General features: G+C 74.4%; 22 protein-coding genes and 2 pseudogenes. 19 read left to right on the top strand and 5 right to left on the bottom strand.

What is annotated here, in order from left to right:
- The 15 genes and pseudogenes from ACLF5H_RS09555 to ACLF5H_RS09485 all read left to right on the top strand — a co-directional run.
- Positions 1-1,371, top strand: a pseudogene (locus ACLF5H_RS09555) (ATP-binding protein); the annotation flags it as partial.
- Between the two features lie 208 nt (positions 1,372-1,579).
- Entirely contained in the window at positions 1,580-3,136 is a 1,557-nt protein-coding gene (locus ACLF5H_RS09550) for a phage tail sheath subtilisin-like domain-containing protein (protein WP_421675615.1), read from the top strand.
- Between the two features lie 45 nt (positions 3,137-3,181).
- A complete protein-coding gene (locus ACLF5H_RS09545; protein WP_037662774.1) occupies positions 3,182-3,622 on the top strand; it encodes a phage tail protein in 441 nt (146 codons plus the stop codon).
- Positions 3,619-4,116, top strand: coding sequence for a hypothetical protein (locus tag ACLF5H_RS09540; RefSeq protein WP_421675614.1), 498 nt, complete (start codon positions 3,619-3,621; stop codon positions 4,114-4,116). The genes ACLF5H_RS09545 and ACLF5H_RS09540 overlap by 4 nt, the downstream gene beginning before the upstream one ends.
- The gene (locus ACLF5H_RS09535; RefSeq protein WP_164932503.1) at positions 4,113-4,271 is read left to right on the top strand and encodes a DUF6760 family protein; all 159 of its coding nucleotides are present in this window, start codon (positions 4,113-4,115) and stop codon (positions 4,269-4,271) included. The genes ACLF5H_RS09540 and ACLF5H_RS09535 overlap by 4 nt, the downstream gene beginning before the upstream one ends.
- Before the next feature lie 4 nt (positions 4,272-4,275).
- Positions 4,276-6,612, top strand: a complete 2,337-nt coding sequence (locus ACLF5H_RS09530) for a hypothetical protein (RefSeq protein WP_421675613.1) — start codon at positions 4,276-4,278, stop codon at positions 6,610-6,612.
- Positions 6,609-7,445: a hypothetical protein gene (locus ACLF5H_RS09525; RefSeq protein WP_421675612.1), complete on the top strand. Its 837-nt coding sequence runs from the start codon at positions 6,609-6,611 to the stop codon at positions 7,443-7,445. The genes ACLF5H_RS09530 and ACLF5H_RS09525 overlap by 4 nt, the downstream gene beginning before the upstream one ends.
- A 25-nt stretch (positions 7,446-7,470) precedes the next feature.
- Complete coding sequence (locus ACLF5H_RS09520) at positions 7,471-7,896, top strand: phage tail protein (protein ID WP_037662782.1); 426 nt, start codon at positions 7,471-7,473, stop codon at positions 7,894-7,896.
- Positions 7,897-7,950: 54 nt separating this feature from the next.
- Complete coding sequence (locus ACLF5H_RS09515) at positions 7,951-8,673, top strand: LysM peptidoglycan-binding domain-containing protein (RefSeq protein ID WP_421675611.1); 723 nt, start codon at positions 7,951-7,953, stop codon at positions 8,671-8,673.
- Positions 8,670-10,493 carry a VgrG-related protein gene (locus ACLF5H_RS09510; protein ID WP_421675610.1) on the top strand — a complete coding sequence of 608 codons (1,824 nt, stop codon included), beginning with the start codon at positions 8,670-8,672 and terminating at the stop codon, positions 10,491-10,493. Before ACLF5H_RS09515 ends, ACLF5H_RS09510 begins: the two co-directional genes overlap by 4 nt.
- Before the next feature lie 37 nt (positions 10,494-10,530).
- Positions 10,531-10,848: a PAAR domain-containing protein gene (locus ACLF5H_RS09505; protein WP_085562784.1), complete on the top strand. Its 318-nt coding sequence runs from the start codon at positions 10,531-10,533 to the stop codon at positions 10,846-10,848.
- A complete protein-coding gene (locus ACLF5H_RS09500) occupies positions 10,848-11,270 on the top strand; it encodes a GPW/gp25 family protein (RefSeq protein ID WP_037662788.1) in 423 nt (140 codons plus the stop codon). Before ACLF5H_RS09505 ends, ACLF5H_RS09500 begins: the two co-directional genes overlap by 1 nt.
- Positions 11,270-13,240 carry a putative baseplate assembly protein gene (locus ACLF5H_RS09495; protein ID WP_421675609.1) on the top strand — a complete coding sequence of 657 codons (1,971 nt, stop codon included), beginning with the start codon at positions 11,270-11,272 and terminating at the stop codon, positions 13,238-13,240. The genes ACLF5H_RS09500 and ACLF5H_RS09495 overlap by 1 nt, the downstream gene beginning before the upstream one ends.
- Positions 13,237-13,800, top strand: coding sequence for a phage tail protein (locus tag ACLF5H_RS09490; RefSeq protein ID WP_361669293.1), 564 nt, complete (start codon positions 13,237-13,239; stop codon positions 13,798-13,800). The genes ACLF5H_RS09495 and ACLF5H_RS09490 overlap by 4 nt, the downstream gene beginning before the upstream one ends.
- Positions 13,801-14,515: 715 nt before the next feature.
- Entirely contained in the window at positions 14,516-15,280 is a 765-nt protein-coding gene (locus ACLF5H_RS09485; protein WP_421675608.1) for an NADase-type glycan-binding domain-containing protein, read from the top strand.
- 30 nt (positions 15,281-15,310) lie between these two features.
- On the opposite strand, the gene ACLF5H_RS09480 is transcribed toward ACLF5H_RS09485, so the two are convergent.
- The 3 genes and pseudogenes from ACLF5H_RS09480 to ACLF5H_RS09470 all read right to left on the bottom strand — a co-directional run bounded on the left by ACLF5H_RS09480 (position 15,311) and on the right by ACLF5H_RS09470 (position 17,153).
- The gene (locus tag ACLF5H_RS09480; RefSeq protein ID WP_421675624.1) at positions 15,311-16,000 is read right to left on the bottom strand and encodes a PP2C family protein-serine/threonine phosphatase; all 690 of its coding nucleotides are present in this window, start codon (positions 15,998-16,000) and stop codon (positions 15,311-15,313) included.
- Positions 16,001-16,120: 120 nt separating this feature from the next.
- Positions 16,121-16,294, bottom strand: a pseudogene (locus ACLF5H_RS09475) (hypothetical protein); the annotation flags it as partial.
- 286 nt (positions 16,295-16,580) lie between these two features.
- Positions 16,581-17,153 carry an HD domain-containing protein gene (locus tag ACLF5H_RS09470; protein WP_421675607.1) on the bottom strand — a complete coding sequence of 191 codons (573 nt, stop codon included), beginning with the start codon at positions 17,151-17,153 and terminating at the stop codon, positions 16,581-16,583.
- A 172-nt stretch (positions 17,154-17,325) separates the two neighbouring features.
- On the opposite strand from ACLF5H_RS09470, the gene ACLF5H_RS09465 reads away from it, so the two are divergent.
- The gene (locus ACLF5H_RS09465; protein WP_421675606.1) at positions 17,326-18,030 is read left to right on the top strand and encodes a DedA family protein; all 705 of its coding nucleotides are present in this window, start codon (positions 17,326-17,328) and stop codon (positions 18,028-18,030) included.
- 37 nt (positions 18,031-18,067) lie between these two features.
- Here ACLF5H_RS09465 and ACLF5H_RS09460 read toward each other — a convergent pair whose 3' ends face one another.
- The gene (locus ACLF5H_RS09460; protein ID WP_421675605.1) at positions 18,068-19,681 is read right to left on the bottom strand and encodes an amidohydrolase; all 1,614 of its coding nucleotides are present in this window, start codon (positions 19,679-19,681) and stop codon (positions 18,068-18,070) included.
- Positions 19,682-19,784: 103 nt separating this feature from the next.
- Positions 19,785-20,426, bottom strand: a complete 642-nt coding sequence (locus ACLF5H_RS09455) for a TetR/AcrR family transcriptional regulator (protein WP_421675604.1) — start codon at positions 20,424-20,426, stop codon at positions 19,785-19,787.
- A 93-nt stretch (positions 20,427-20,519) separates the two neighbouring features.
- On the opposite strand from ACLF5H_RS09455, the gene ACLF5H_RS09450 reads away from it, so the two are divergent.
- From ACLF5H_RS09450 to ACLF5H_RS09440, 3 genes are all read left to right on the top strand, one after another.
- Positions 20,520-21,980 (top strand): purine-cytosine permease family protein, encoded by a 1,461-nt coding sequence (locus tag ACLF5H_RS09450; protein WP_421675603.1) that lies wholly within the window; start codon positions 20,520-20,522, stop codon positions 21,978-21,980.
- 40 nt (positions 21,981-22,020) lie between these two features.
- A complete protein-coding gene (locus ACLF5H_RS09445) occupies positions 22,021-22,380 on the top strand; it encodes a DUF779 domain-containing protein (protein ID WP_421675602.1) in 360 nt (119 codons plus the stop codon).
- A gap of 75 nt (positions 22,381-22,455) precedes the next feature.
- A complete protein-coding gene (locus ACLF5H_RS09440) occupies positions 22,456-23,694 on the top strand; it encodes a phosphodiester glycosidase family protein (RefSeq protein ID WP_421675601.1) in 1,239 nt (412 codons plus the stop codon).
- Position 23,695: the final 1 nt, after the last annotated feature.

Genomic DNA, 23,695 nt, shown 5'->3' with positions numbered 1-23,695 from the left:
CGGCCGCTGGTGCTGGACGCGGCGGCGCTCGCCCGGCACTCCGCCGAGGTGCCCGCGCTCGCCCGGGTGGCGGCCCTGGAGGCCCGGCTGTCCGGGGCGGGCGTCGTCCTCGGCCCGCTGGAGGCGCTGCCCCCCGAACCGGCTCGACGCGACCGTGTCACCAGGGACCTGTGCGCCGCGCTGCGCGGGCTGCCGCTGTTCCTGTACGGCACGGACGGCTGGGACCCGGCCTGGGCCGCCGACACCCCGGTGGTCCTCCCGGTGGCCCCGCCCTCCCCCGATCGCCAGGCCACCCGCTGGCGGCACGCGCTCGAACGGGCCGGTTCCGACGGCATCGATCCGGCCGAAGCAGAGACCCTCGCCTCGGCGGTCGCCGCGCACCGGCTGGAGCGGAGAACCGGGACGAACGGCATGGTCAGACCTCCTGGGGCTGGGTGGTGAACTCGGCTTCGGCGGCGCACGGCCGCGCTGGCCGACCGCGCGGTGCGGCCCGACGATCTGCGGGCCGCCGTACGGGCGCAGAACGGGGCGGGGCTCGCGCGGCTGGCCCGCCGGGTGGAACCGGCCGTCGGCTGGGACGATCTGGTGCTGCCCCCGCCGACCCACCGCAGACTGCGGGAGCTGGCGGTGCGCGCCCGGCATCGCGAACAGGTGCTCGGGCAGTGGCGGATGCGGCCGGGCGGCGGCCGGGGGCGGGGCGTGATCGCGCTGTTCGCCGGGGAGTCCGGCACCGGCAAGACGATGTCCGCCGAGGTGGTCGCGGCCGATCTGGGCATGGACCTGTACGTGGTGGACCTGTCCACGGTGGTCGACAAGTACATCGGCGAGACCGAGAAGAACCTGGAGCGGATCTTCACGGAGGCGTCCGCGGTCAACGCGGTGCTGCTGTTCGACGAGGCCGACGCGATCTTCGGCAAGCGCTCGCAGGTCAAGGACGCGCACGACCGGCACGCCAACATCGAGTCGGCGTATCTGCTCCAGCGCATGGAGTCCTTCGACGGCATCGCCGTACTGACCACCAATCTGCGGGCCAACCTGGACGAGGCGTTCACCCGGCGGCTCGATGTGATCGCGGACTTCCCGGTGCCGGACGCCGGTCAGCGGCGCGCGCTGTGGGAGCGGTGCCTGGGCGGGCAGCTGCCGCGCGCCGCCGATCTCGATCTCGGCTTCTGCGCGGACCGCTTCGAACTGGCCGGTGGCTCCATCCGGGCGTGCGCGGTGACGGCCGCGTATCTGGCGGCCGAGGCCGGACTCCCGCTGAGCATGCGGCAGTTGATGACGGCGGTCGCCCAGGAGTACCGCAAGCTCGGCCGGCTGGTCCTGGAGAGCGAGTTCGGGGCGTGGACACGGGACATGCTGACGGACTTCTGAACCGCCCCCTGTCCAGGGGTTTTTACCGTTTCCAGGGCTTTCCCACAGGGTGCGTTGCCCGAAAGGGAAGGCGGCGCCGGGTGCGGGCGCCCGGAAAGGCAGTGGGCTTGCCCTCGCCCAGGTCCGCGCGCCCCTGTCGCCATGCCGCACCGGCCTCGGAGACTCGACATCGACGCAGGTGACACCACTGGCACACGAAGGAGCGAGTATGCCGACGTACCTCACCCCGGGCGTGTACGTGGAGGAGGTGCAGTCCGGTGCGCGACCGATCGAAGGGGTCGGCACCGCCGTCGCCGCGTTCGTCGGCTTCGCCCAGACCGGACCCTTCCACGAGCCCACCCTGGTGACCAACTGGGACCAGTACACCCAGCACTTCGGCGGATTCACCGAGGGCACCTATCTCGCGCACGCCGTGTACGGCTACTTCGCCAACGGCGGCGGCGCGGCCTACGTGGTCCGGATCGGCGGCTCCGGCCGTGACTCCGCCGCGCCGGCGGCCGGCGGTTCGGTACCCCGTCAGGCCCAGGCGCCCGCACCGGTGGCGGTCGGCGGGTTCCTCGTCGCGGCCAAGCCCGGTGTCTCCGGGGTGTCGGTGGAGATCGCCGACCCGGAGGGCGAGGGCCCTGAGGACCGTTTCCGGCTGCTGGTGCGCCGCGGCGAGCAGGTGGTGGAGAACTACGACGTCTCCACCCGCAAGAACGTCAAGGGCTATGTGGTCAACCAGGTCCGGACCTCCAAGCTGATCGAGGTCACCGAGCAGCGCGACGCCGCCCAGGCGCGGCCGGCCGCGCAGACGGTGGCCCTGCCCGAGACGCCCGGCGCCCCCGCGGCCCCCGCGTCCGGCGAGGTGGCCCGGCTCGACCCCGCCGAGTACGTCGGCGACTCGGCCGCCCGCACCGGGTTCGGCGGTCTTGAGGCCATCGACGAGATCACCATGGTGGCGGTCCCGGACCTGATGGGCGCCTACCAGCGCGGTGACATCGACGCCGAGGGCGTGCGCACGGTCCAGCTCGCGGTGATCTCGCACTGCGAGCAGATGGGCGACCGGGTGGCCGTCCTGGACACCCCGCCGGGTCTCAACGCCCAGCAGGTGCGCACCTGGCGCAATGACGAGGCCGGGTACGACTCCCGGTACGCCACCCTCTACTACCCCTGGGTGCGGGTCTTCGACCCGGCCGCGGGCCGCAACACCACGGTCCCGCCGAGCGGTCACATCGCGGGCGTGTGGGCGCGCAGCGACGCCGAGCGCGGTGTGCACAAGGCGCCCGCCAACGAGGTGATCCGCGGCGCGGTCGACCTGGAACTGCGCCTGAGCAAGGGCGAGCAGGACCTGCTGAACCCGATCGGCGTGAACTGCGTACGGGCGTTCCCCGGCCGCGGCATCCGGATCTGGGGTGCCCGCACCCTGTCCTCCGACCCGGCCTGGCGCTACCTGAACGTGCGCCGGCTGTTCAACTACCTCGAAGAGTCCATCCTGCTGGGCACCCAGTGGGTGGTCTTCGAGCCGAACGACGACCGGCTGTGGTCCAGCATCCGGCGCAATGTCACCGCGTTCCTCACCGAGGAATGGCGGCGGGGCGCGCTGTTCGGGCGTACCGCCGAGGAGGCGTTCTACGTCAAGTGCGACCGCGGCAACAACCCGCAGGAGTCCATCGACCAGGGCCGGGTCGTGTGTGAGATCGGTGTCGCACCGGTCAAGCCCGCCGAGTTCGTGGTCTTCCGGCTGGCCCAGTTCTCGGACAGCACCAGCCTCATCGACGAGTGAGACCAGTGACCCGCGGGTCGGTCTAGGAAAGGTGACGAAACAGTCATGGCAGAGGGCGATGCTCTTTCCACCCATGTCTTCGGCGTGCAGCTCGGCGGCTACATGGTGGAGTCCATCCAGGAGATCAGCGGTCTGACCGTCGAGGAAGAGGTCGTCGAGGTACGGCAGGTCACCTCGGAGGGCAAGCAGATCATCCGCAAGCAGCCGGGCGCCCGGCAGGCGGGTGAGATCACGATCACCCGGGGACTCGACAAGTCCAGCGAGTTCACCAAATGGATCAAGGAAACCCTGAACAACGGTGCCGTCGACACCGCCCGGCAGAACCTGACCATCGAGATCAAGGACTCCAAGGGCGAGACGGTGCGCCGGATCCAGCTGATGCAGGGCTGGGCCTCCCGGTGGGAGGGTCCCTCGCTCAAGGCGGGCGAGTCCGCGGCGGCGACCGAGACGGTCACCATCGTCTTCGAGGAGATCGTCGTCGAATGAGGCGCCGTACGGTGACGGCGGGCAGCCTGGAGGAGATCCTCGACGCGACGGCGCCCGCCGCGGCCCCCGAGCAGTCGCAGGCCCCGGCGCCACCGTCCGGCCCCGCGCCCACGCGCGACCACGGGCTGCGCACCGAGTTCGAGTTCGAGCTGCCGCGCGGGTACGTGGACGAGTCGGGCACGCTGCACCGCAGCGGTTCGATGCGGCTCGCCACGGCCCGTGACGAGCTGCGCCCGCAGATCGATCTGCGGGTCAAGGAGAACCCCGCGTACCTCAGTGTGGTGCTGCTGAGCCAGGTGATCACCCGGCTCGGCACCATCACCGATGTGCACGCGGGCGTCGTGGAGCGGATGTACGCCACCGACGTCGCCTTCCTCCAGGACTTCTACCGCCGGGTCAACAGCGAGGGTCACACCCGCGCGGCGGTGACCTGTCCGCACTGCGAGGGCGGCTTCGAGGTCGACCTCTCGGGTGGGCGCCTGGGGGAATCGTGACGTACGCGCTTCCCCGGCTCCGGGAGGAAGTCGCGTACATCGCCTATCACTTCCACTGGCAGCGCGAGGAGATCCTCGATCTCACCCATGCGGAGCGCCGCCAGTGGGTGGGCGAGATCGCTCGTATCAACGCCCGTATGAACGAGGGTGGTTGAGGTCATGGCGTGGTGGGATGTACGCCGCCGACAGGACCGGGCCGCCGACAGCACGTCGGCGGCCCCGTCGGGTCCGTCCGGCGTCGGCCCGTCCGGCTCCGAGCCGTCGCGGGCCGCTTCGGCCGTGCCCGGAAACTCCCTGCCCGGGGACTGGGACGGCGGCTGGCGCCGGGTGGCGGCGCCGTCGCTGACCGTGGCGCGCGCGCCGCTCGGTGTCAGTGACGGCCTCACCTTCCGCGACGGCCTCACCTCCTGGCAGAACCCCGCCTTCGACTCGGGGCTCGGCCATGGGCTGCTGCCCTCGGCGCCGATGGGCCTGGTGCATGGTGTGACGCGTCCTGCCGTCCAGCGCTCGGAGTACGGCTCCGGCGGTCCGCTGCTGCTGCGTTCGCTGCCGGAGCCCGGCGGCGAGGAGGCGGCCGACGGTGCCGACTCCGCCCTGGCTCAGGTCCAGCGAGTGGTACGGGCGGACGGGCGGGGCGCCGGAGAGGTACGGCGGCCGACGGCCAAGTCCGCGCGGTCGGGGGCTGCTTCGTCCTCGCCGGGTGCGGAACGTGCGGTGGCCGACGGCGCGGGGCGGGCGACCGGACCGGAGCTTCCGGTGGTACGGCGGGTCGCCGTGGTGCCGAATGCTCCGGGTGCCGGGACCACGCCGCACGGAAGCACGCCGCGCGGAACCATGCCTCACGGTACGGCGGCCGAGCCGGGCCGGGCGGCGGGCGCCGTACGACCGCGACCGCTGAGCCCCTCGTTGACCGTGGCGCGCCGGGTGACGACCGGGCCGGTACGGCGGGTCGCCGCGGTACGACCGGTGCCGGTCGCCGGTGTCGATGCCGGTGCCGATGGTGCCGTTCAGCGTGCCTCCGCTCCCGGACGAGCTCCTGCGCGCGCTTCGTTGGGTGCGCCGATGGCCGAACTTCCGCCCACGGCATCCCCGTTGGCCGTCGAGGGGCCGTCCCCTTCCGGCACGGCCGATGTGCGGTCGTCGAGCGGTCCGGTGCTGCCGGTCGTGCAGCGCCGGGTGGATGCTCCCGGGACCGGCGCCGGGGAAGCCGGCACGGCGCCGCGTGTCGTCGCGGCCGACGGACGGACGGGGACGGACACCGGTGCGCAGGCCCCTGCCGTGCAGCGCCGGGCGGACGGCGCCGTTTCCCGTCCGGCCGACACCCGGGCGGCGTCCGGGCCGCTGCTTCCCGAGGTCCAGCGGCACGTGGACACCGCTGCCGACAAGGCACCCGCGGCCCCCCGCGCCGCCGAGGTCCAGCCGTCGGCCGACCCGGGGCTGCCGGTCGTACAGCGTCAGGCGGAGGCCCCCGTCTCCACGGGGCACGAACCCCCCGCCGCCGAGCCGCAAAGGCCCTCCCGGGATGTCACTCCCGCGCCCTCCGGGCCGCTGCTCCCCGAGGTGCAGCGCCTGGTGGACACTCCGGGGTCGGCCGGGAACGGGCGTCCGGCCGCGCCCGGTTCGCCGATCACCGGTGCTTCCGGGGTTTCCGGTGCTCCCGGGGCTTCCGGGGCTTCCGGGGCTTCCGGTACGGCCGAAGCCCAGCCCCCGGCGGGGCTCGTGCTGCCCGTCGTACAGCGCCAGTCGGACGCCGCGGACGCCACCCCCGCCGACACCCGGCCGGGCTCCGGGCCCGAGACGTCCGTCCTCCAGCGCACGGCGGACGCCTCCGAGTCCGCCCGGCCGACGGCCAAGCCGTTGCTCCCCGGAGCACAGCACCGGGCGGACGCCCCGGCCCCGGCCGGGGGCGAACTCCGCGCCGCGAGCGGGCCGGTGCTGCCCGTCGTGCAGCGTCAGGCGGAGGCTCCCGGCACCGAGACGCCCGCCAAGCCGCTGCTGTCGGCGGCGCGGCGTCAGGTGGACGCTTCCGGGCCCGCCGAAAAGGAACGTCCCGCAACTGCTCCCCGGCCGGCCGCCGCCGAGCCGACGCCCGGCCCGGTGCTGCCCGTCGTACAACGCCAGACGGACGCCGCCACGCGGCCCGGCGCCCCGACCACGCCGACGACGCGGCCCGGCCCCTCGCCGGAGGGCCCGCGCCGTCCCGCCGTACCGAGCAGCGGACCGGCCCGGCCGGAGCCCGTTCCCGTGGCGGTCTGGGCGCGCCCCTCTCCTCGCTGCCGCCGACCGCCGCCCCGCGCGGGCCGGTCGATGCCGGTGGCCGTCCGGCCCAGCCCTACGTCCAGCGGGTGGCGGCGGGGCAGGAGGCGCTGCGGGCCGCCATGGCACCCCTCCTGGGGACGGCAGCCACCGAGAAGCCCGCGTCCGTGGTCAACTCTCCTGCCCCGACGCCCACTTCGACGCCGTCCGGGGAACCCGCACCGGCCACTCCCCTGGTGAACCGGGCCGTGGCACAGCCGGGCCCCTCGGCCACGGACGCCCCCGGTGCCGTACAGCGCGCGGTGACCACCGGGTCCCCGACGCCTGGGCGGCGTGTGAACAGCGCCCGCCCGGTCGTCGTGGCCCGTGCCCTCGCCGAGCCCCGGCGGGCCGGGCGCACCACCGCCCGCTCGCTTCTCTCCGCCCGCCCCCTCACCCTCAACACCCGTGCGCCGGAGGGCATGCCGCGCCCGCCGCACGCCGACTCCCCCGGCGCTCCCGCCAAGCCCCCGGTCGTGGCGGCTTCCTGGCGCCGTGAGCCCACCCCGGAAGCGGCGCGACCGGCCGCCCCCGGGGCACCCCCGGTCCAGCGGGCCGTCTCGACCCGCTCAAAACCTCCCGTCGTACGCCCGGACACCCCCGTCCAGCGGGCGGGTGCCGGTGGGGCCGCCCTGCCCCTGACCGAGGCGCAGGCTCCCCCGCTCCAGGCGTCGCCGTCCCCGGCGTCGCTCACGCCGCCCGGCGGGCTCCCCGTACCCGTGGTGCGGATGACCCGGCCGGTCGAGCCGACTCCGGTGGTTCCGGGCGGCGTTCAGGTCGATGTCGTCCAGCGGGACGCGAAGGAGGGGTCCGCCGCAAAGGCCGCGCGCACTCGTCCGCGGTCGGCCTCCGCCCCGGCGTCCTTCCCGGCCTCGGGCACGGCGGCCGACAAGAAGGAGGCCGCGCCGCAGGACCCGGGTGTCGATCTGGAGGACCTGGCGCGGCGGCTGCTGGACCCGTTGGCCCGGCTGCTGCGGGCCGACATGCGGCGGGGACGGGAACGCGCCGGACGCCCCTACGACGGACGGCGCTAGCGGACATGGAACGGATGGCCCACGGATGACGGACAACATCTTCGCGACGAGCGTGTTCTTCCGGCTCCAGATCGGCGGCAATGATCTGGGTGCCTTTCACACGTGTTCAGGCATGGGCGCGCAGGTGGAGATGGAGAGTTACGCGGAGGGCGGCAACAACGGTTTCACCTGGCAGCTGCCGGGCCGGGTCACCTGGTCCAACATCACGCTGACCCGGCCGGTCACCGCCGACACGATGAAGATCAGCCGCTGGCTCGACCAGACGCTGCGCCGGGTGGAGCCCAAGGACGGGGAGATCGTGGCGCTGAAACCGGATCTGTCGCGGATCATCAGCTGGCAGGTGCTCGGCATCGTGCCGGTGCGCTGGGAGGGGCCGTCGTTCGACCCGGCCAACTCGCAGGCGGCGCTGGAGACGCTGGAGATCGCCCACGAGGGCCTGCGCCCCTCCTGACCCCGCCCGACTGCCCGCTCTCTCACCTCGATCCGTACGAAAGGAGTTCCCGGTATGTCCTCCGCCGCCCGCACCAGCCGTGCCCGGGCCCAACTGACCCTGAAGGAACCCCCTTCGGCGGTCGGCGCGAAACCCGGCGGGACGATCGCGCAACTCGATCTCCAGTTCAACCCGTCCACCCTGCAACTGCGCAAGTCCACCACCTGGCGGCGCACCCCCTCGCGGATGGCCGGGCAGTCGGCGCTGCCGGAGTTCGTGGGCAGCGGGCCGCGGGAGCTGAGCCTGGATGTCTTCCTCGACGCGACGTCGACGCACGACGACTCGGTCGAGCAGGCGGTGGAGAAGCTGATGAAGGCATGCGTGCCGACACCGGCGAGCCTCGCCCGCAAGAAGCCCGCGAGCCCCTGGGTGCGGTTCGAGTGGGGTACGGCCCGCACCACCTCGTTCGACGGGGTGATGTCGGGGCTCTCGGTGACGTACACGCTGTTCGACGTGGACGGCAAGCCGCTGCGGGCGACCTGTTCGCTCTCCGTGGAGGAGGCGAGCGTCGACCCGGCGGGGCAGAACCCCACCTCGGGCGCGCGCACCGCCCGCAGCACGCACACGATCGTGGCCGGGGACAGCCTGGCGCTGCTGGCCTGGCGGGAGTACGGCGACGCTACGGCCTGGCGGGTGATCGCCGAGGCGAACGGGATCGACGACCCGATGGACCTGTCGCCCGGCACCGAACTGGTGGTGCCGGCGCTCGGGGACGCGGGCGGTGAGGAGGAGCGGTGACGACACCCGAGGCGCGGGGCGGCCGGTCGTTCGCGGCGGACCCCGTCGTGGAGGCGCCCGGTGAGCTGCCGCAGATCTGGGCGGCGCAGCTGGTGAGTTGTGTGGTGGACGAGAACGTGGGGCTGCCGGACACGGCGGTGCTCACCTATCGCGACCCCGACAACGAGTTCCTGAAGTCGACCGGCATCACGCTCGGCACACCGCTGAAGGTGTCGGTGGTGACGGTCGCCGGGCAGGCCCGCGAGCAGTTGTTCGGCGGCGAGGTCACGGCGGTGGAGATCGACCGGGACGGCACCGGCTCGTTCACGGTGGTGCGCGCCTACTCCAAGGCGCACCGGCTCCAGCGCGGCCGGAAGGTGGTGGCGTACCGGAACATGACGGCCGCCGCGATCGTGCGCAAGGTGGCCGCGGGTGCGGGGCTGCCGGTGGGGAAGGTGGAGGCCGCGCCGGTCACCTACAAGCAGTTGTCGCAGGCCAACGTCTCCGACTGGGACTTCCTCCAGTATCTGGCGGGCGAGAGCGGTGCGCAGGTGCGGGTGGACGACAAGGGGGTGCTCCAGTTCACCCGGCCCGAGCCGGCGTCGGGGGCGCCCGCGCCGTCGACGCCGGCGACGCAGAGCCCGATGGTGCTGGAGTACGGCCGCAATCTGCTGGCGCTGCGGGCCGCCCTGTCGGGCGCGGACGGCGCGTCCCAGGTGGAGGTGCGCGGCTGGGACGTCACCACCAAGACACCGCTGGTCGCGCGGCAGCCGTCGGTGACCAGCACGACGGTGCAGCCGGGGCTCTCCCCGTCGCTGGCGTCCGCGTTCGGGGCGAGCGCCAAGCTGACGGTGACCGACACCCCGTACCGTACGCAGGCCGAGACGACGGCGGCCGCGACGGCGATCTCCGCCCAAGTGGCCTCAGCTTTCGGTGAGTTGGAAGTGGTGGTGGAGGGCAGTCCGCGGCTGCGGGCCGGGGTGCCGGTGGCGCTCGGCAATGTGGGGCCCGCCTTCTCCGGCCGGTACACGGCGACCGCCGTGCACCACAGCCTGGATCCGCACGGCGGCTACCGGACCACGGTGTGGGTCAGCACCAGCCCGGACCGCTCCCTTGCGGGCCTGGCCACCGGCGCCAACGCGCCCGGCCGGGGCCCGCGCATCCCGGGCCTGGCCATCGGCGTGGTGACGGACGTACGGGAGCCGGGCGGCGCGCAGAACGGCGCGGTGCGGCTCAAGTTCCCCTGGCTGGACGACACATACGTGTCCGACTGGGTGCGCACGGTGCAGTGGGGCGGCAAGGGCGGCGGGGGCGTGGTCAGCCCCGAGGTCAACGACGAGGTGCTGGTCGGCTTCGAACAGGGCCTGCTGGACAGCCCGTACGTCATCGGCGGTCTGTACAACGGCGTGGACACCCCGTCCAAGCACGACGTGCCGCTGATCGACGGGACCAGCGGAAAGGTCAACCGCCGCTCCATCGTGTCCCGTTCGGGGCACCGGGTGGAGCTGCTGGACCCCCGGTCGGGCCCCTCCGGAGTACGGCTGCGCACCGGGGACGAGCGCATGGAGGTGCTGCTCGACGACCGCAACGACCGGATCACACTGACCGTGTACGCGGCCGGCGGGCGCCGGGCGCTGACCTCGGTACGCCTGGACGAGCACGGCATCACCCTCGACGCGGGCACCGGCAAGGTCAGTGTGAAGGGCGCCTCCGTGGACATCGACGGCACCAACTCGGTGAAGATGTCCGGCCGTTCGGCGACCGTCTCCGGGCAGACCGACCTCACGCTCGACGGCGGTCTGCTGGGGGTGCTGAAGGCCGACCTCGTCCGCATCAACTGACCCGCCAGCCCCAGACACTTCCCAGGAGGAGCCCCACATGCCCGGCGCAGCCCGCACCGGCGATTCCACCAGCCACGGCGGGGTGGTCGCCACCCCGCCGCCCGGCGCCGCCGCGACGGTGGCCCGGGTACTGATCGGCGGCAAGCCCGCCGCCGTGGTGGGCAGCCTGCACACCTGCCCGATCCCCCCGCACGCGGCCCTCGGCCCCGGCAATGTGATCGTGCCCAACCCGGCCTCGCTGACCTCGGGCCTGGTCCTGATCGGCGGGCTGCCGGCCGCGCGGGCGGGCGACAAGTCCGCGTGCGGCGCGAACATCCTGCTCGGCGCCCTGAACGTGCAGATCGGGGGCCTGTGATGAGCGAGCGGTTCATCGGCCGGGGCTGGGCGTTCCCGCTGCGCGTCGGCCCGACCGGCGGTATCGCGCTGGTGGAGCGGGAGCGGGAGATCGAGGAGGCCATTCGGCTGGTCCTCGGCACCGCGCCCGGTGAGCGGCCGATGCGGCCCGAGTTCGGCTGCGGCATCCACGACTACGTGTTCGCGCCCGGCGACGGCGCCACCGCGGGCCGGATCGCCCAGCAGGTGCGCGAGGCGCTGGAGCGCTGGGAGCCGCGGATCGGCGTGGACGAGGTGGTCGTCGCCTTCGACGCCGTCGACGACGGCACCCTCTACATCGATGTGCGCTACACGATCCGTTCCACCAACGACCGGCGCAACCTGGTGTTTCCCTTCTACACGATCCCCTCCGAGGAGGGGGCCGAGGAAGCGGTCGCGGACTGATGGCCCTGCCCTCCCCCAATCTGGACGACCGGCGCTTCCAGCAGCTCGTCGACGAGGCGAAGCGCTATGTGCAGCAGCGCGCCCCGGAGTGGACCGATCACAACGTCTCCGACCCGGGCGTGACCCTGATCGAGACGTTCGCGTACATCGTGGACCAGCTGCTGTACCGGCTGAACCGGGTGCCGGACAAGAACTACACGGCGTTCCTGGACCTGTTGGGCATCCGGCTGTTCCCGCCCGCGGCGGCCGGGGCCGAGGTCGACTTCTGGCTGTCGGCGCCGCAGCAGGACGCGGTGACGCTGCCCGCGGGCACCGAGGTGACCACGGCGGACGGCGAGGCCGAGGAGCCCGTGGTGTTCGCCACCAAGGACGAACTGCGCATCGTGCCCAGCGAGTTGACCCGCCTGGTGGCGGCGCCCCGGGGCGGTGAGCAGACCGACCGGACCCGGGAGCTCGCCGAGGGCCGTGACGTGCGCTGCTTCCAGGCGGCCCCGCAGCCGGGTGACGCGCTGCTGTTCGGGCTGCCCACGGCGGTGCCCCGGTGCATCGTGGCGGTGCGGCTGGACAGCCGGGTGGAGGGCGTCGGCGTGGACCCGCGGCAGCCGCCGCTGGTGTGGGAGGCGTGGGACGGCGGCCGCTGGCGGCTGTGCGAGACCGGCTCGGACACCACGGGCGGTCTGAACCGGCCCGGCGAGGTGATCGTGTACGTGCCCGGCGAGCACACGGCGTCCGTGATCGGCGGCACCCGGGCGGGCTGGCTGCGCTGCCGGGTCACCGAGGCGGAGCCGGGCCAGCCGTTCTACTCGGAGTCCCCGACGGTGCGTGAGGCATCGGTGTTCACGGTCGGCGGCACCACCCCGGTCGAGCACGCCGAGACCGTCACCGACGTACCGCTCGGCACCTCGGAGGGGGTCGCGGGCCAGACGTTCCGGCTCGGCCGCCCGCCCGTTCTGCTGGACGGCGGCCCGCCGCTGGTGGAGGTCTCCTCGGCCGACGGCTGGCAGCGCTGGGAGGTGGTCGAGCACTTCGGCCGCTCGGGCCCCGGCGACCGGCATGTCCGGGTGGACGCCACCACCGGCGAGTTCAGCTTCCCGCCGGCGCTGCGCGAACCGGACGGCACGCTGCGGCTGTGCGGCGCGGTGCCGGAGAAGGGCGCCCACATCCGGGTGTCCCGCTACCGCACCGGCGGCGGCCCGGCCGGCAATGTGGCCCGGGGCGCGATCTCGGTGCTGCGCAGCTCGGTGCCGTACATCGCGCGGGTCGTCAACCGGGAGGCGGCGCGCGGCGGCGTGGACGGGGAGACCGTCGCCAACGCCAAGCTGCGTGCCCCGGACGCGCTGCGCATGCAGGAGCGGGCGGTCACCGCCGAGGACCACGAGATCATCGCCCGGCAGGCGGCGCCCTCGGTGCGCCGGGTGCGCTGCCTGCCCGTCACGGACGCCGGGGCCGGGGCGGGCGCGGTGCGGGTGCTCGTGGTGCCGGACGCGGTCGCCGACGAGGGCGACGACCGGCTCCGCTTCGAACAGCTCATCCCCTCGGACCAGGTACTGACCGCGATCACCGAGAGCCTGGACGAACGGCGGCTGATCGGCACCCGGTTGGTGGTGGAGCCGCCGGTCTACCAGGGCGTCACCGTGGTCGCCCGGCTCGCGACCGCGCCCGCCGACACCGACCGGGTGCGGGACGCGGCGCTGGCCGCCCTGTTCCGCTATCTCAACCCGCTGCGCGGCGGCCCGGACGGCACCGGCTGGCCGTTCGGCCGTCCGGTGCAGTACGGCGAGGTGTTCGGCGTGCTCCAACGGGCCACCGGCAACGCGCTGGTGGAGGAGATCCGGCTGTTCGCCGCCGACCCGATCACCGGGCGGCGCGGCGCGCCGGTGGACCGCATCGACGTCGGTCCGGGCGCGCTGATCTTCTCCTACCAGCACCAGGTCGTCGTGCAGCCCATCGAGCCGGAGGCCCGTCCATGAGCCGGGCCGCCGTTCCCGGTCTGCCGAGCCGTCATCCGATCGGCGGGCTGCTGCCCGCGCTGTACGCCGACGACGACTTCGCGCAGCGGTTCACCGCGGGCCTGGACACCGTCCTCGCCCCGGTGTTCTCCACCCTGGACAATCTGTCCGCCTATCTCGACCCGCGGGTCGCCCCGGCCGACTTCGTGGCCTGGCTCGCCTCATGGGTGGGCGCCGCCGACGACGAGCAGTGGCCGGAGGGGCTGCGCCGCGAGGCGGTGGTACGGGCGGTCGAGCTGCACCGCTGGCGCGGCACCCGGCGCGGTCTCGTGGAGCGGCTGCGGCTCACCCTCGGGGTGGAGGCCGATGTGCTGGGCGACGGCGGCGCGGTGTGGTCCCGGACGCCGGGCACCCCGCTGCCGCCGGCACCGTCCGGTGAGGTGCTGGTCCGGGTGTGGCCGGGCCGGGAGCCGGTGGTGGACGCCGACCGCGTCCGCGAGATCGTCCGCGCCCACTGTCCCGTCCATGTCCCCTGCCGGGTCGAGATCCTGTCCGGACCGCCCGCCGACGAAGGGAGGTGACGTCATGCGCGCCTGTCCCGCGTGCGGGGCGTCCAACGGCCCCGACGACGACTTCTGCGGCAACTGCGGTGCGTATCTGGGGTGGTCCTCGGAAAGGCCCGCCGCCCCGAGCGCGCGGACGCCCGAGGAGGACAACGCCCCGGAGACCGAGGCGAGTTCGGCCCCCTCGGCGACGGATTCCGCCGCGCCCGGGGCGAGTTCGGGGCCGTCGGCCGCCGACACCCGGCCCCGTGCGGAGGAGTCGCGTACGGCAGGGCGTGCGGAGGAACGTCGTACGACGCGTACCGACGCCGAAGCCCGGCCCGTCCAGGCTCCGCCGGTACCCCGTACGGCACCCACCGCGTCCGGCGATTTTGGAGCCCCCGCGGCGCACAGCGCACCCACCGCGCCCCCGGCACCGCGCACGCGCCCCGAGCCGACGGCGACCACGCCGCCCCGCACGCCGCCCGCCCCGTCGACCCCTCCCCCCTCGTCCGCCGCTCCGGCACCCCCGACCGCTCCGGAACCACGCACCGCCCCCTCACCATCCACGTCTCCCACACCATCCACGTCTCCCACACCGTCCGGCTCTCCCACGCCCACCGCCACTCCCACCCCGCCGCCCACTCCCCCACGCCCCACCGCACCGCCGCCCCGTACGCCCGCCGCGTCCCCGGCCCCCCGGGCGCCCCGCGCTCCCGAGCCCGCCGAGGCGGAGGCCCGGCAGCCCGCTCCGGTGCTGCCCGGGAAGCCGGTCGCGCAGCGGCCCGTCGTACGGCCGGTGGAGCAACGGGAGGAGGTGGCCGGACCGCCGTGCCCCGCGTGCGGGACGCCGAATCCGCCGGGGCGCAAGTTCTGCCGCCGCTGTGCCACCCCGCTGAACCCCCAGGCGGCGCCCGCGCCGCTGCCGTGGTGGCGGACGATATGGCCGTTCCGGCGCCGGGTGCGGGCGGGGTCCGGGCGGTGGGTGCGGGTGCTGGTGATCCTGCTGGTGGTGATCGCGCTGTGCGTGGGCGGGTTCCTGCTGCTGCCCGCCGGGCGCGCCCTGTTCGAGGACACCCGGGACAAGCTCGGCGGCACCAAGCCCGTCACCGCGACCCGGGTCACGGCGAGCGCGGCCGTGCCCGGGCATCCGGCGACGAACACCACGGACGGCCTCAGCAACCGCTATTGGGGTGCGCCGGGGCCGGGTGCCTCGGTGACGTACACCTTCGGCAAGCCGTTCCGGATGGTGGATCTCATCATCACCAACGGCGCCTCGGACGCGCCGCAGCAGTACGCGACCGAGGCCCGCGCGCTCCAGATGGACATGGAGGTCACGTCCTCGGACGGCACGGTGCACCGCAAGTCCGTCTCGCTGAGCGACAAGGCGGGTCACCAGACGGTGCCCACCGGGATCAGCGACGTGGTGCGGGTGCGCCTGGTGCTGCACTCGGTCACGGGGCTGACGGCGGGCCGTCATGTCGCGGTCGCGGAGGTGGAGTTCTTCCAGCGGAGCTGAACCCCGCCCGGGATCGGCGGAGTTCAGGTCTCAGCCCGGCTGCGGTCCGGACCGCGGTCGCAGCCGGGCGGCCAGGGCGGCGACGTCGTCCTCGGTGTGGCGGGCGTCGAGCCGGGTGACAACGGTGTCGAGGATGTCGTCGAGGCCCGACGAGGTCCCGAAGTCGATGGCTCCGAGCCGGTCCAGGGAGCGGTCGATGTCCTCGCCGCGCCGCTCGACCAGACCGTCGGTGAACAGGATCAGGGTCTGTCCCGGCGCCATCCGGAAGGTGGCCGGCTCATAGCCGCCGAGCCCGGTGCCGAGCGGCGGTCCGACCGGCACCGGCAGCGGGGTGGCCCGGCCGTCCGCGCCGATCACGAACGGCGGCAGGTGCCCGGCGCTGGCCAGTGTCACCAGGCCCCGGTTGGGGTCGATCTGGGCGAGCAGGCAGGTGGCGGGCCTGCGTTCGGGTTCTTCCGAGGCCATGTCGTCCAGCTGGCGCAGCACCCGGTGCGGGGGCAGGTCGGCGGAGGCGATGTAGCGCAGCGAGGAACGGTAGGCGGTCATGTCCACGGCGGCCTCCAGACCGTGCCCCATGACATCGCCGACGACCAGCAGGGTGCGGCCGAAGTGCAGCCGTACGGTCTCGCACCAGTCCCCGCCGACCAGCGCGCTGTGCCCGACGGGCAGATAGCGGATGGCGACGTCCAGATTGGGGTGCGGGCGGCCGGGCTCGGCCAGCAGGGCGCGCTGGAGCTTGCCGATGATGCTGCTGACCGCGTCGTGCTCGCGGGCGTGCCGGATGTGGGAGGCGGCGCGCTCGGTGAGGAAGCGCAGGAACTCCGCCTCGGCCGCCGTGCAGGGCGCGCTGTCGCGGGCGCAGACCAGCACGCCGTAGTGGCGGCCGCCGGTGGCCAGCGGCACGCAGAGCGCGGTGTGCTCGTCGCCGGGTTCGGCGGCGACGGTCAGGTCCTCGTCCGGGTCGGCGGCGACCCGGGCGGCCGCGGCGACCCGCGCCGACCGCCTCGTAGCCGACGCCCGCCTCGCGGCCCCAGCGCAGCACGGCCGCGGCGCCGCCCACCTGGGCGACGGCGGCGCGGGTCAGCTCCGCGCAGGTCGTGTCCTCGTCGAGGGTCGTGCCGATCGTGGCCGCCACCGCGCGCAGCGCGGCCGGGCCCGCGGGCACGGGGGCCTCTTCCGGGGCTGGGGTGCCGGGGCCGTGTTCGACGGCGTCGACCGTCGACTGGCGAAACGGCTGAAACCAATCCACCACAGGACTCACCTTAAAGGGGGACGCCCCTACCGTCCCACCATGAGCACATCAGCATCCGCCGGACTCCGCACGGGCATGGCCGGCGGCGACGCGCTCAAGGACCGGCCGCCAGCTCTCCAGGGGCCGTACCCGCAGGCCGACGACCTTCCCTGCGTCGTCGGCGCGGCGCAGCGCGAGAGCCGCCGCGAAGTCCGGTCCGGTCTCGAAGGCGGCCGCCTCCGCCGGGCTCATGGGGCCGCCCTGGCAGCCGAGGGTGCGGGCGCTCTCCGGGGACAGCGCGAGCGCCGGGTCGGTGGCGGCGAGATAGCGTTTGGCCGGAATGTGCAGGGCGACCAGGCGGGCGACGCGCGGCCCGAGCAGGCCCTCGACGGCGGTCGCGGCGTGGGCGCCGTGTCCGGCCTCGTCGCCGGGCACCAGGTGGTGGCCGAGGTCATGGACGAGCCCGGCCGCCTGCGCCTCCTCGTCGTCGGGACGGCTCGCGGCCAGCAGGGCGGCGACCTGGAGGCCGTGGTCGAGGATGTCCACCGGGTCGCCGGAGCGGTCCGGGGTGTCCCAGACGCCGGCGCACCCGGCCAGCAGGCCCAGGAGCGCGTCGACGGAGGAGATCGGGCGGTGCGTCATGGGGACACGCTGCCTCGGTGGGGTGTACGGCGGGGTGTACGACGGGTGACCGGCGGATGTCGGTCCGCCCCGGCAGTTGTGTCCGTACCGGTCCTTCACGCGCGCGCGAATCTTGCCCGCGCAGGATGCTGGTGAGCGAGGAGCCCTGCGAAAAGGCCAGGAGGCGTGGCCGGTGATCGCCGTCAACCCGTTGGACAGCGCCTCGGTGCTGGCCGCCTTCGGCGCGCTCGGGGTGCTGGCGGTGATCTTCGCGGAGTCGGGGCTGCTGGTCTTCGGCTTCTTCCTGCCCGGGGACACGCTGCTGTTCCCGGCCGGTGTGCTGTGCGCGGGCAGCGCCGGGCAGCCGGCGCGGCTCGCGCTGTGGCAGGTGCTGCTGTGCGCGGCGATCGGCGCGGTGGCGGGGGGCCAGGTCGGCTATCTGATCGGACGGCACGGCGGCCGGGCGCTGCTCGCGCGCACCTCCAGCCGCCGGGTGAAGGGCGTGGCGGCCCGCGCCGAGGGCCTGCTGGCCCGGTACGGCTACGGAAAGGCGCTGGTGATCGGCCGGTTCGTGCCGCTGCTGCGCACGGTGCTGCATCCGGTGGCGGGGGCGCTCGGGGTGCCCGCGCGGCCGTTCACCCTCTGGCAGACGGTGGGCGGGGTGCTCTGGTCGCAGACCCTGGTGCTCGCGGGGTTCACCCTCGGCGCCTCGGTCCCCGCGGTGGACGACTATCTGTTGCTGCTGGTCGCGGCGGTGGTCGTCCTGTCCATGCTGCCGCTGCTGGTGGAGGCCCGCAGGAGGCGGCGGGAGCGGCACACCGAGCCGGGACACCAGGAGGAGCCCGAGCGGCGCGACCCGTCAAAGCAACGCGACCCGTCGGAGCAGCGCGACCAGTGAGCCGGTGTCCCCCGACGCCCCGACGGCCCCGCCCCGCCTACAGCCCCGCCCCCCGATGCCGCACCCGCCCCGCCACCACCGTGAGCACCACCGGCACCCCCGCCAGCTCGGTGTCGGCCACGGCCAGGGGGTCCTCCCCGAGCACCGTGAGGTCGGCGCGGTACCCGACGGCGAGCCGCCCCGCGTGCTCCTCCTCCCCCGCGACCCAGGCGGCGTTCATGGTCATCGCCCGCAGCGCCTGGAGCCCGGTGAGGGCCTGCTCGGGGCCGTGCGGCGGCAGGGAGAGGTCGGCGGGGCGGCGGTGCCGGGCGCCGGCCATGACCTGGAGCGGCGGGTACGGCGCGATGGGCCAGTCGGAGCCGAGCACCACCGTCGCCCCGGCCGCCCACAGATCACGGCAGCGGAACGCCCGCGCCGCCCGCTCCTCGCCGAGCCGCCGCGACCAGTTGTCGGTGTGGTCGGCGCGGGTGAACTCGCAGCAGTGCGTGGGCTGCATGGACGCGGCGACCCCGAGCGGCGCGAACCGCCGTACGGTGTCGTCCGGCACGGTCTCGATGTGCTCGACGCGGTGCCGGGGGCCGCCCGGGTGCTCGGCCCGCGCCTTCGCCACGGAGTCCAGCACATGCCGTACGGCCGCGTCACCGATGGCGTGGGTGGCGGTGGGCACCCCGGCGCGGTGCAGGGCGGCGATCACCCGGGTGTAGCGCGACGGGTCGGGCCAGAAGGCGCGGGCGGACTCGCCGTGCCGGTCGGGGTCCTCCAGCCAGGCGGTGCCGTTGTCGATGGTGCCGTCCATGAACAGCTTCACGCCGGTCACCCGCCACAGCGCGCCGCCGGTGCCCTGGAGCCGGATCAGTTCGGCGAGGGCGTCGTCGTCGGTCTCCGGGCGGCACCAGGGGTGGACCCGCAGCCGCAGGGGCAGCGCGTCCTCGGCCTCCAGGGCGGCGTAGACGTCGAGGCCGGTGCCGTCCATGGCGTGCCCGCCGGTGAGTCCGGCCGCGGCCATGGCGCGCAGCACCTCGGCGGTCCGCGCCCGTATCTGGGCCTCGGTCGGCTTGGGCGCGGCGGCCTCGGCGGCCTCGCAGGCGGCGTCCTCCAGGAGCAGTCCGGTGGGCCGGCCCGCGGCGTCGCACACGATCTCCGAGCCCTGGGCGAAGGTGCGCGGCCCGTCGATGCCCGCCAGTTCCAGGGCGCGTTCGCTGGCGAGCAGCGAGTGGCCGTCGAAGAGGTCGAGGAGGGCGGGGACGCCGTCGAGCACGGGGGCGAGGGCCGCGTGTCCGACCGGGGCGCCGCCGAAGGAGTTGGGGTCGAGGCCCCAGCCGCGCAGCCAGGCGCCCGGCGGCAGTTCCCGGGCGGCCCCGGCGAGCGCGTCGCGTACGGCGGCCAGGTCGCGGCAGCCGGAGAGGTCGACGCCCATGGTGCGCTCGGCGCCGGAGACCGGGTGCAGATGCCCGTCGGTCAGGCCCGGCACGATCACCGCGCCGCGCAGGTCCAGCACGGTGCTGCGGGGTCCGGCGAGCGCGCGGGCCTCCCGGTCGTCGCCGAGCAGCACGATGCGCCCGTCCCGCGCGGCGAGCGCGGTGTGCGGCAGGAGGCCGCCGGTGGCCGGGTCGAGCAGCCGGGCGGAGAGCAGGACGAGATCGGCGGGCACGGGGGCTCCTTCACGCTGCGGACTTCAGGACGTCGGGCTTCAGGACGTCGGGCTTCAGGACGTCGGGCTTCAGGACGTCGGGCTTCGAGACAGTCGGGGGGCGTCAGCCGGTGGCTGCGGGGCGCTCCAACTCGCCCTCGTCCAAGCCGAGTTCACGCTCGGCCGTGCGGTGCGCCATCCGGTGTACGGCGGCCGGGAGTTCGGGGCTGACGGTGTTGACGTCGACGCTGAGCCCGTCGAGGACGACGAGGATCTGGAGCGCGACCGCGAGCGGGTTCTCGGTACGGAACTCACCGGCGGCCACGCCGTCCTGGACCAGCCCTTCGAGGCGGCCGCGCCAGTCGGCCTCCTGGAGGGCGAGACGGTCGCGCAGCGGGGGCCGGTAGCGGCTGAGGTGGCGGGCGTTGAGCCAGAGCCGGCTGATCGCGTCGTACGCCTCCCCCGAGGTGTGGTCGAGGAAGCGGGCCAGCCGCTCGACGGGGCGGGCGTCGTGCGGCTTGGGGGGCAGCAGGCGGTCCAGTTCCCCGGTGGCCGCGCTGCCGAACGCCTCCGCCACCAGCTCCTCGGCCGAGGGGAAGTAGTGGCTGATCAGCCCCGGCCGCACCGCCAGTTCCTCGGCGATCCGGCGCAGGGTGATGCATTCGAGGCCCTCGGCCAGGGCGATCGCGGCGGCCGTGTCCACGATCTCGGCCCGCCGGGCGGCCGGGTCCTTGCGGATTCGTTTGCGCTGAACGCTTGACGACATGACGGCGATGCTATTGAGTGACCGACCAATAAGCAACTGGTCGCCCGCCCAATAAGCGACCGGCCTCCCTCACCGCCGCTCACGGAGGGCCCCATGGCGTCCACGCTCCCCGACCCGAGTCCCGACGCGCGGACCATGTCCGCCGAGGAGACCGCCCCCGCGTCCCGGGGCTCCGGCGGCATGGAGTCGCACGGCATCGACCACATACCGGACTCCGAACGCCGGGGCAGGCCGCGGGAGTTGTTCGCGGTGTGGGCCGCCGCCAACGTCAACTATCTGAGCCTGGTGGTGGGCGGGGCGCTGGTGCTGACGGGCCTGAGCCTGTGGCAGGCGCTCGCGGTGATCGTCGTGGGCAATCTGTTCTGGCTGCTCACCGGGCTGCTCGCGGTGCCAGGTCCGGCGGCCGGCGCGCCGAGCGAGGTCATCACCCGGACGCTGTACGGGGTGCGCGGCAACCGGGTCAACAACGCGGTGACCGGCTGGCTGATCTCCGTCTGCTACTTCGCGCTCAACCTGGCCGCCGCGGCCACCGCCGCCTTCTCCCTGGTGGGCGACACCGGGCTGCCGGTGAACACGGCGGTGAAGGCGCTCGTGGTGGTGCTCATCGCCGCGCTCACCCTCGCCATCAGCGTCTGGGGCCATGCCGCGATCGTCCGCCTCTATCTGCCGATCACCCTCGCCCTGACGGCCGTGTTCGCGGTCCTCGCGGTCGTGGTGCTGCGGCACACGGACTTCGGGTACGTCCCGGAGCACCCGCTGACCGGCACCGCGCTGTGGGCGACGGTCCTCGCCGGTGTCGCCCTGATCGCCTCGGGCCCCCTGTCGTACACCACCAGCGCCGACTTCTCCCGCTATCTGCCGCGCGCGACCCCGGCCCGGGCGGTGGCCGGCTGGACGGCGTTCGGCGGGTTCCTGCCGAGCGTGGCGGTGTGCGGGCTCGGCGCCTGTGCCGCGACCGCCGTCGACATGAACGACCCGGAATCCTCCCTCCAGCCGCTGCTGCCCGCCTGGTTCCGGCCGGTGTTCCTGCTCGCGCTGGTCCTCGGCACCATCGCCCTGAACGCGCTGACCGCCTACAGCGCCGGTCTCGCCCTCCAGGCCGTCGGCCTGCGCATCCGTCGCCAGGTCAGCGTCCTGATCGACGGCACGGTGTCCGTCTCGCTCACCCTGTACGCGCTGCTGGTCTCGAACTTCCTGGACACGGTGGGCGATGTGCTCCAGCTGACCGTGGTCCTGCTCGGCCCGAGCACGGCCGTGTACGCCGTCGACATCCTGCTGCGCCGCAACCGCTACGACGGCCCCGCGCTCACCGACGAGAGCCCGGCCGGGCCCTTCTGGTTCACCGGCGGGGTCAACTGGCGTGGCGCGCTGGCCCTCTGCCTGGGTGTGGCCGCCGCCGCGCTGTGCGTCGACACGGTCTACACCGGCCCGCTGGCCACCGCCCTCGGCGGGGTGGACCTCGCCCTCCCCGCGGGCCTCGTGGTGTCCGCCGCCGCCTACGCGCTGCTGACACGCACGGGCGCGCGCTCTGGACGGCGCCCGGAGCATCCGTGACACTGGCCGGGTCGGACGCCCCGGTTGCCAGGACGGTGCCATGGAAGAGGAAGTCCCGCGCGTGCAACTCACCGAGCGCGCCCAGGAACTGGTGCGCCTGCTGCACGCCCGGCACGGACCGCTGATGTTCCATCAGTCCGGCGGCTGCTGCGACGGCAGCGCGCCCATGTGCTACCCGGACGGCGAGTTCCGCACCGGCGGCTCCGACGTGCTGCTCGCCGAACTGGCCGTGCCGGGCGTGGCGGAGCCGGTCACCTTCTGGATGTCGCGCAGCCAGTACGAGGTCTGGAGCCACACCCGGCTCATCGTGGACGTGGTCCCGGGCCGGGGCAGCGGATTCTCCCTGGAGGCACCCGAGGGGGTGCGTTTTCTCACCCGTTCTCGCGTAGTCGACGCCTAGTCCGCCCGTCGGCCGCCCCGGTCTGGTGCACTGCCCCTGGAGACAGGGACAGTTGACGAGACATCAGGGGGCACGGTGACCAGACGTCGTAGGCGTTCGGCGGCGGGCAGAGCGGTTCTCACGGTTGTCACGGCGTTCGGCGTGCTGGCCGGCGCGGCCCTCGCGGGGGCGGCGCCGGCCGGTGCCGCCTCGGCGGGCACCGCCATCGCGCCGGGCGTCACCTACCGGCAGTTCGACCTCCCCGCGGCCGCGGGCACCACGCACGCCCATCTGCTCACGGTCGACCTCGGCGATCCGCGGGTGCGCGTCGGTCTGCTGCGTCCGGGCGCGGTGGCCGCCCGGGCCACGGTGTCCCAGATGGCGAACGCGGCCAGGGCGGTCGCGGGCGTCAACGGGGACTTCTTCGACATCACCGAGACCCAGCACCCGGGCGTGGACCCCACCGGGGCGAGCGTCGGCCCGGCCGTGGCGAGCGGCCGGGTCCTCAAGGCGGCGGTGCCGGACGGCCAGCGCTTCGGACCCGCGCTGCCGCCGGGCACGGACACCGAGGACGTCCTCGGCGTGGGCACCGACCACCGGGCCCGCCTGGACCGCCTCACCCTGACCGGCTCGGTCACCACCCCGGCGGGCAGGCTGCCGCTGAAGGGCCTCAACCAGTACGCGCTGCCGGAGAATTCGGTCGGCGCCTACACCTCCGACTGGGGTGACGCCTCGCGCGAGCGCGCGGTCTGCGGCACCGACACGGACCGGGGGGCGGGGTGCGGCGCCGAGACGTACGAGGTGACGGTGCGCGGTGGCTGGGTGGTCTCCGTCGCCGACGCCCCGGGCGGCGGCGCGATCCCGGCGGGCACCACGGTCCTGCTGGGCCGCGAGGAGGGCGCCCGGCGGTTGCGCGCACTCGCCGTCGGGGACGCGGTGTCCGTGACCCACCGGCTGGCCGCGGCGGACTCCCGGGTCGCCTACGCCTTCGCGCTCGGCGGCTTCCCGGTACTGCGCGACGGCGTGCCGCTCGCCGGGCTGAACGACACCACCTCGGCGGTGCGCACCGTGGTGGGCTTCGACGACGGCGGCCGGCGGCTGCTGATCCTGGCCCTGGACGGCGCCGTCGCCTACCGGTCCGGCCTGACGGTCGCCGAAGAGGCCACCGCCATGCGGTCGTTGGGCGCCACCGACGCGTTCAACCTGGACGGCGGCGGCTCCACCGAGATGGTCACCCGGGACGCCGGGGCGGCCGCCGTGACGGTCCGCAACCATCCGAGCGGCGGCGCCGAACGGCCCGTGGCGAACGGGGTCGGCGTCTTCGCCAGGGGCTGAC

Source organism: Streptomyces sp. LaBMicrA B280 (assembly GCF_049222185.1).
Classification (GTDB): domain Bacteria; phylum Actinomycetota; class Actinomycetes; order Streptomycetales; family Streptomycetaceae; genus Streptomyces; species Streptomyces murinus.
This window is presented reverse-complemented; position numbering and strand designations above follow the sequence as displayed.

What these genes read in the sequence shown, in the direction of transcription:
- ACLF5H_RS09550 (WP_421675615.1), top strand. Translation starts at nt 1,580, where the DNA reads ATGCCGACGTACCTCACCCCGGGCGTGTACGTGGAGGAGGTGCAGTCC.
- ACLF5H_RS09545 (WP_037662774.1), top strand. Translation starts at nt 3,182, where the DNA reads ATGGCAGAGGGCGATGCTCTTTCCACCCATGTCTTCGGCGTGCAGCTC.
- ACLF5H_RS09540 (WP_421675614.1), top strand. Translation starts at nt 3,619, where the DNA reads ATGAGGCGCCGTACGGTGACGGCGGGCAGCCTGGAGGAGATCCTCGAC.
- ACLF5H_RS09530 (WP_421675613.1), top strand. Translation starts at nt 4,276, where the DNA reads ATGGCGTGGTGGGATGTACGCCGCCGACAGGACCGGGCCGCCGACAGC.
- ACLF5H_RS09520 (WP_037662782.1), top strand. Translation starts at nt 7,471, where the DNA reads ATGACGGACAACATCTTCGCGACGAGCGTGTTCTTCCGGCTCCAGATC.
- ACLF5H_RS09515 (WP_421675611.1), top strand. Translation starts at nt 7,951, where the DNA reads ATGTCCTCCGCCGCCCGCACCAGCCGTGCCCGGGCCCAACTGACCCTG.
- ACLF5H_RS09505 (WP_085562784.1), top strand. Translation starts at nt 10,531, where the DNA reads ATGCCCGGCGCAGCCCGCACCGGCGATTCCACCAGCCACGGCGGGGTG.
- ACLF5H_RS09500 (WP_037662788.1), top strand. Translation starts at nt 10,848, where the DNA reads ATGAGCGAGCGGTTCATCGGCCGGGGCTGGGCGTTCCCGCTGCGCGTC.
- ACLF5H_RS09495 (WP_421675609.1), top strand. Translation starts at nt 11,270, where the DNA reads ATGGCCCTGCCCTCCCCCAATCTGGACGACCGGCGCTTCCAGCAGCTC.
- ACLF5H_RS09490 (WP_361669293.1), top strand. Translation starts at nt 13,237, where the DNA reads ATGAGCCGGGCCGCCGTTCCCGGTCTGCCGAGCCGTCATCCGATCGGC.
- ACLF5H_RS09470 (WP_421675607.1), bottom strand. Translation starts at nt 17,153, where the DNA reads ATGACGCACCGCCCGATCTCCTCCGTCGACGCGCTCCTGGGCCTGCTG.
- ACLF5H_RS09455 (WP_421675604.1), bottom strand. Translation starts at nt 20,426, where the DNA reads ATGTCGTCAAGCGTTCAGCGCAAACGAATCCGCAAGGACCCGGCCGCC.
- ACLF5H_RS09450 (WP_421675603.1), top strand. Translation starts at nt 20,520, where the DNA reads ATGGCGTCCACGCTCCCCGACCCGAGTCCCGACGCGCGGACCATGTCC.
- ACLF5H_RS09445 (WP_421675602.1), top strand. Translation starts at nt 22,021, where the DNA reads ATGGAAGAGGAAGTCCCGCGCGTGCAACTCACCGAGCGCGCCCAGGAA.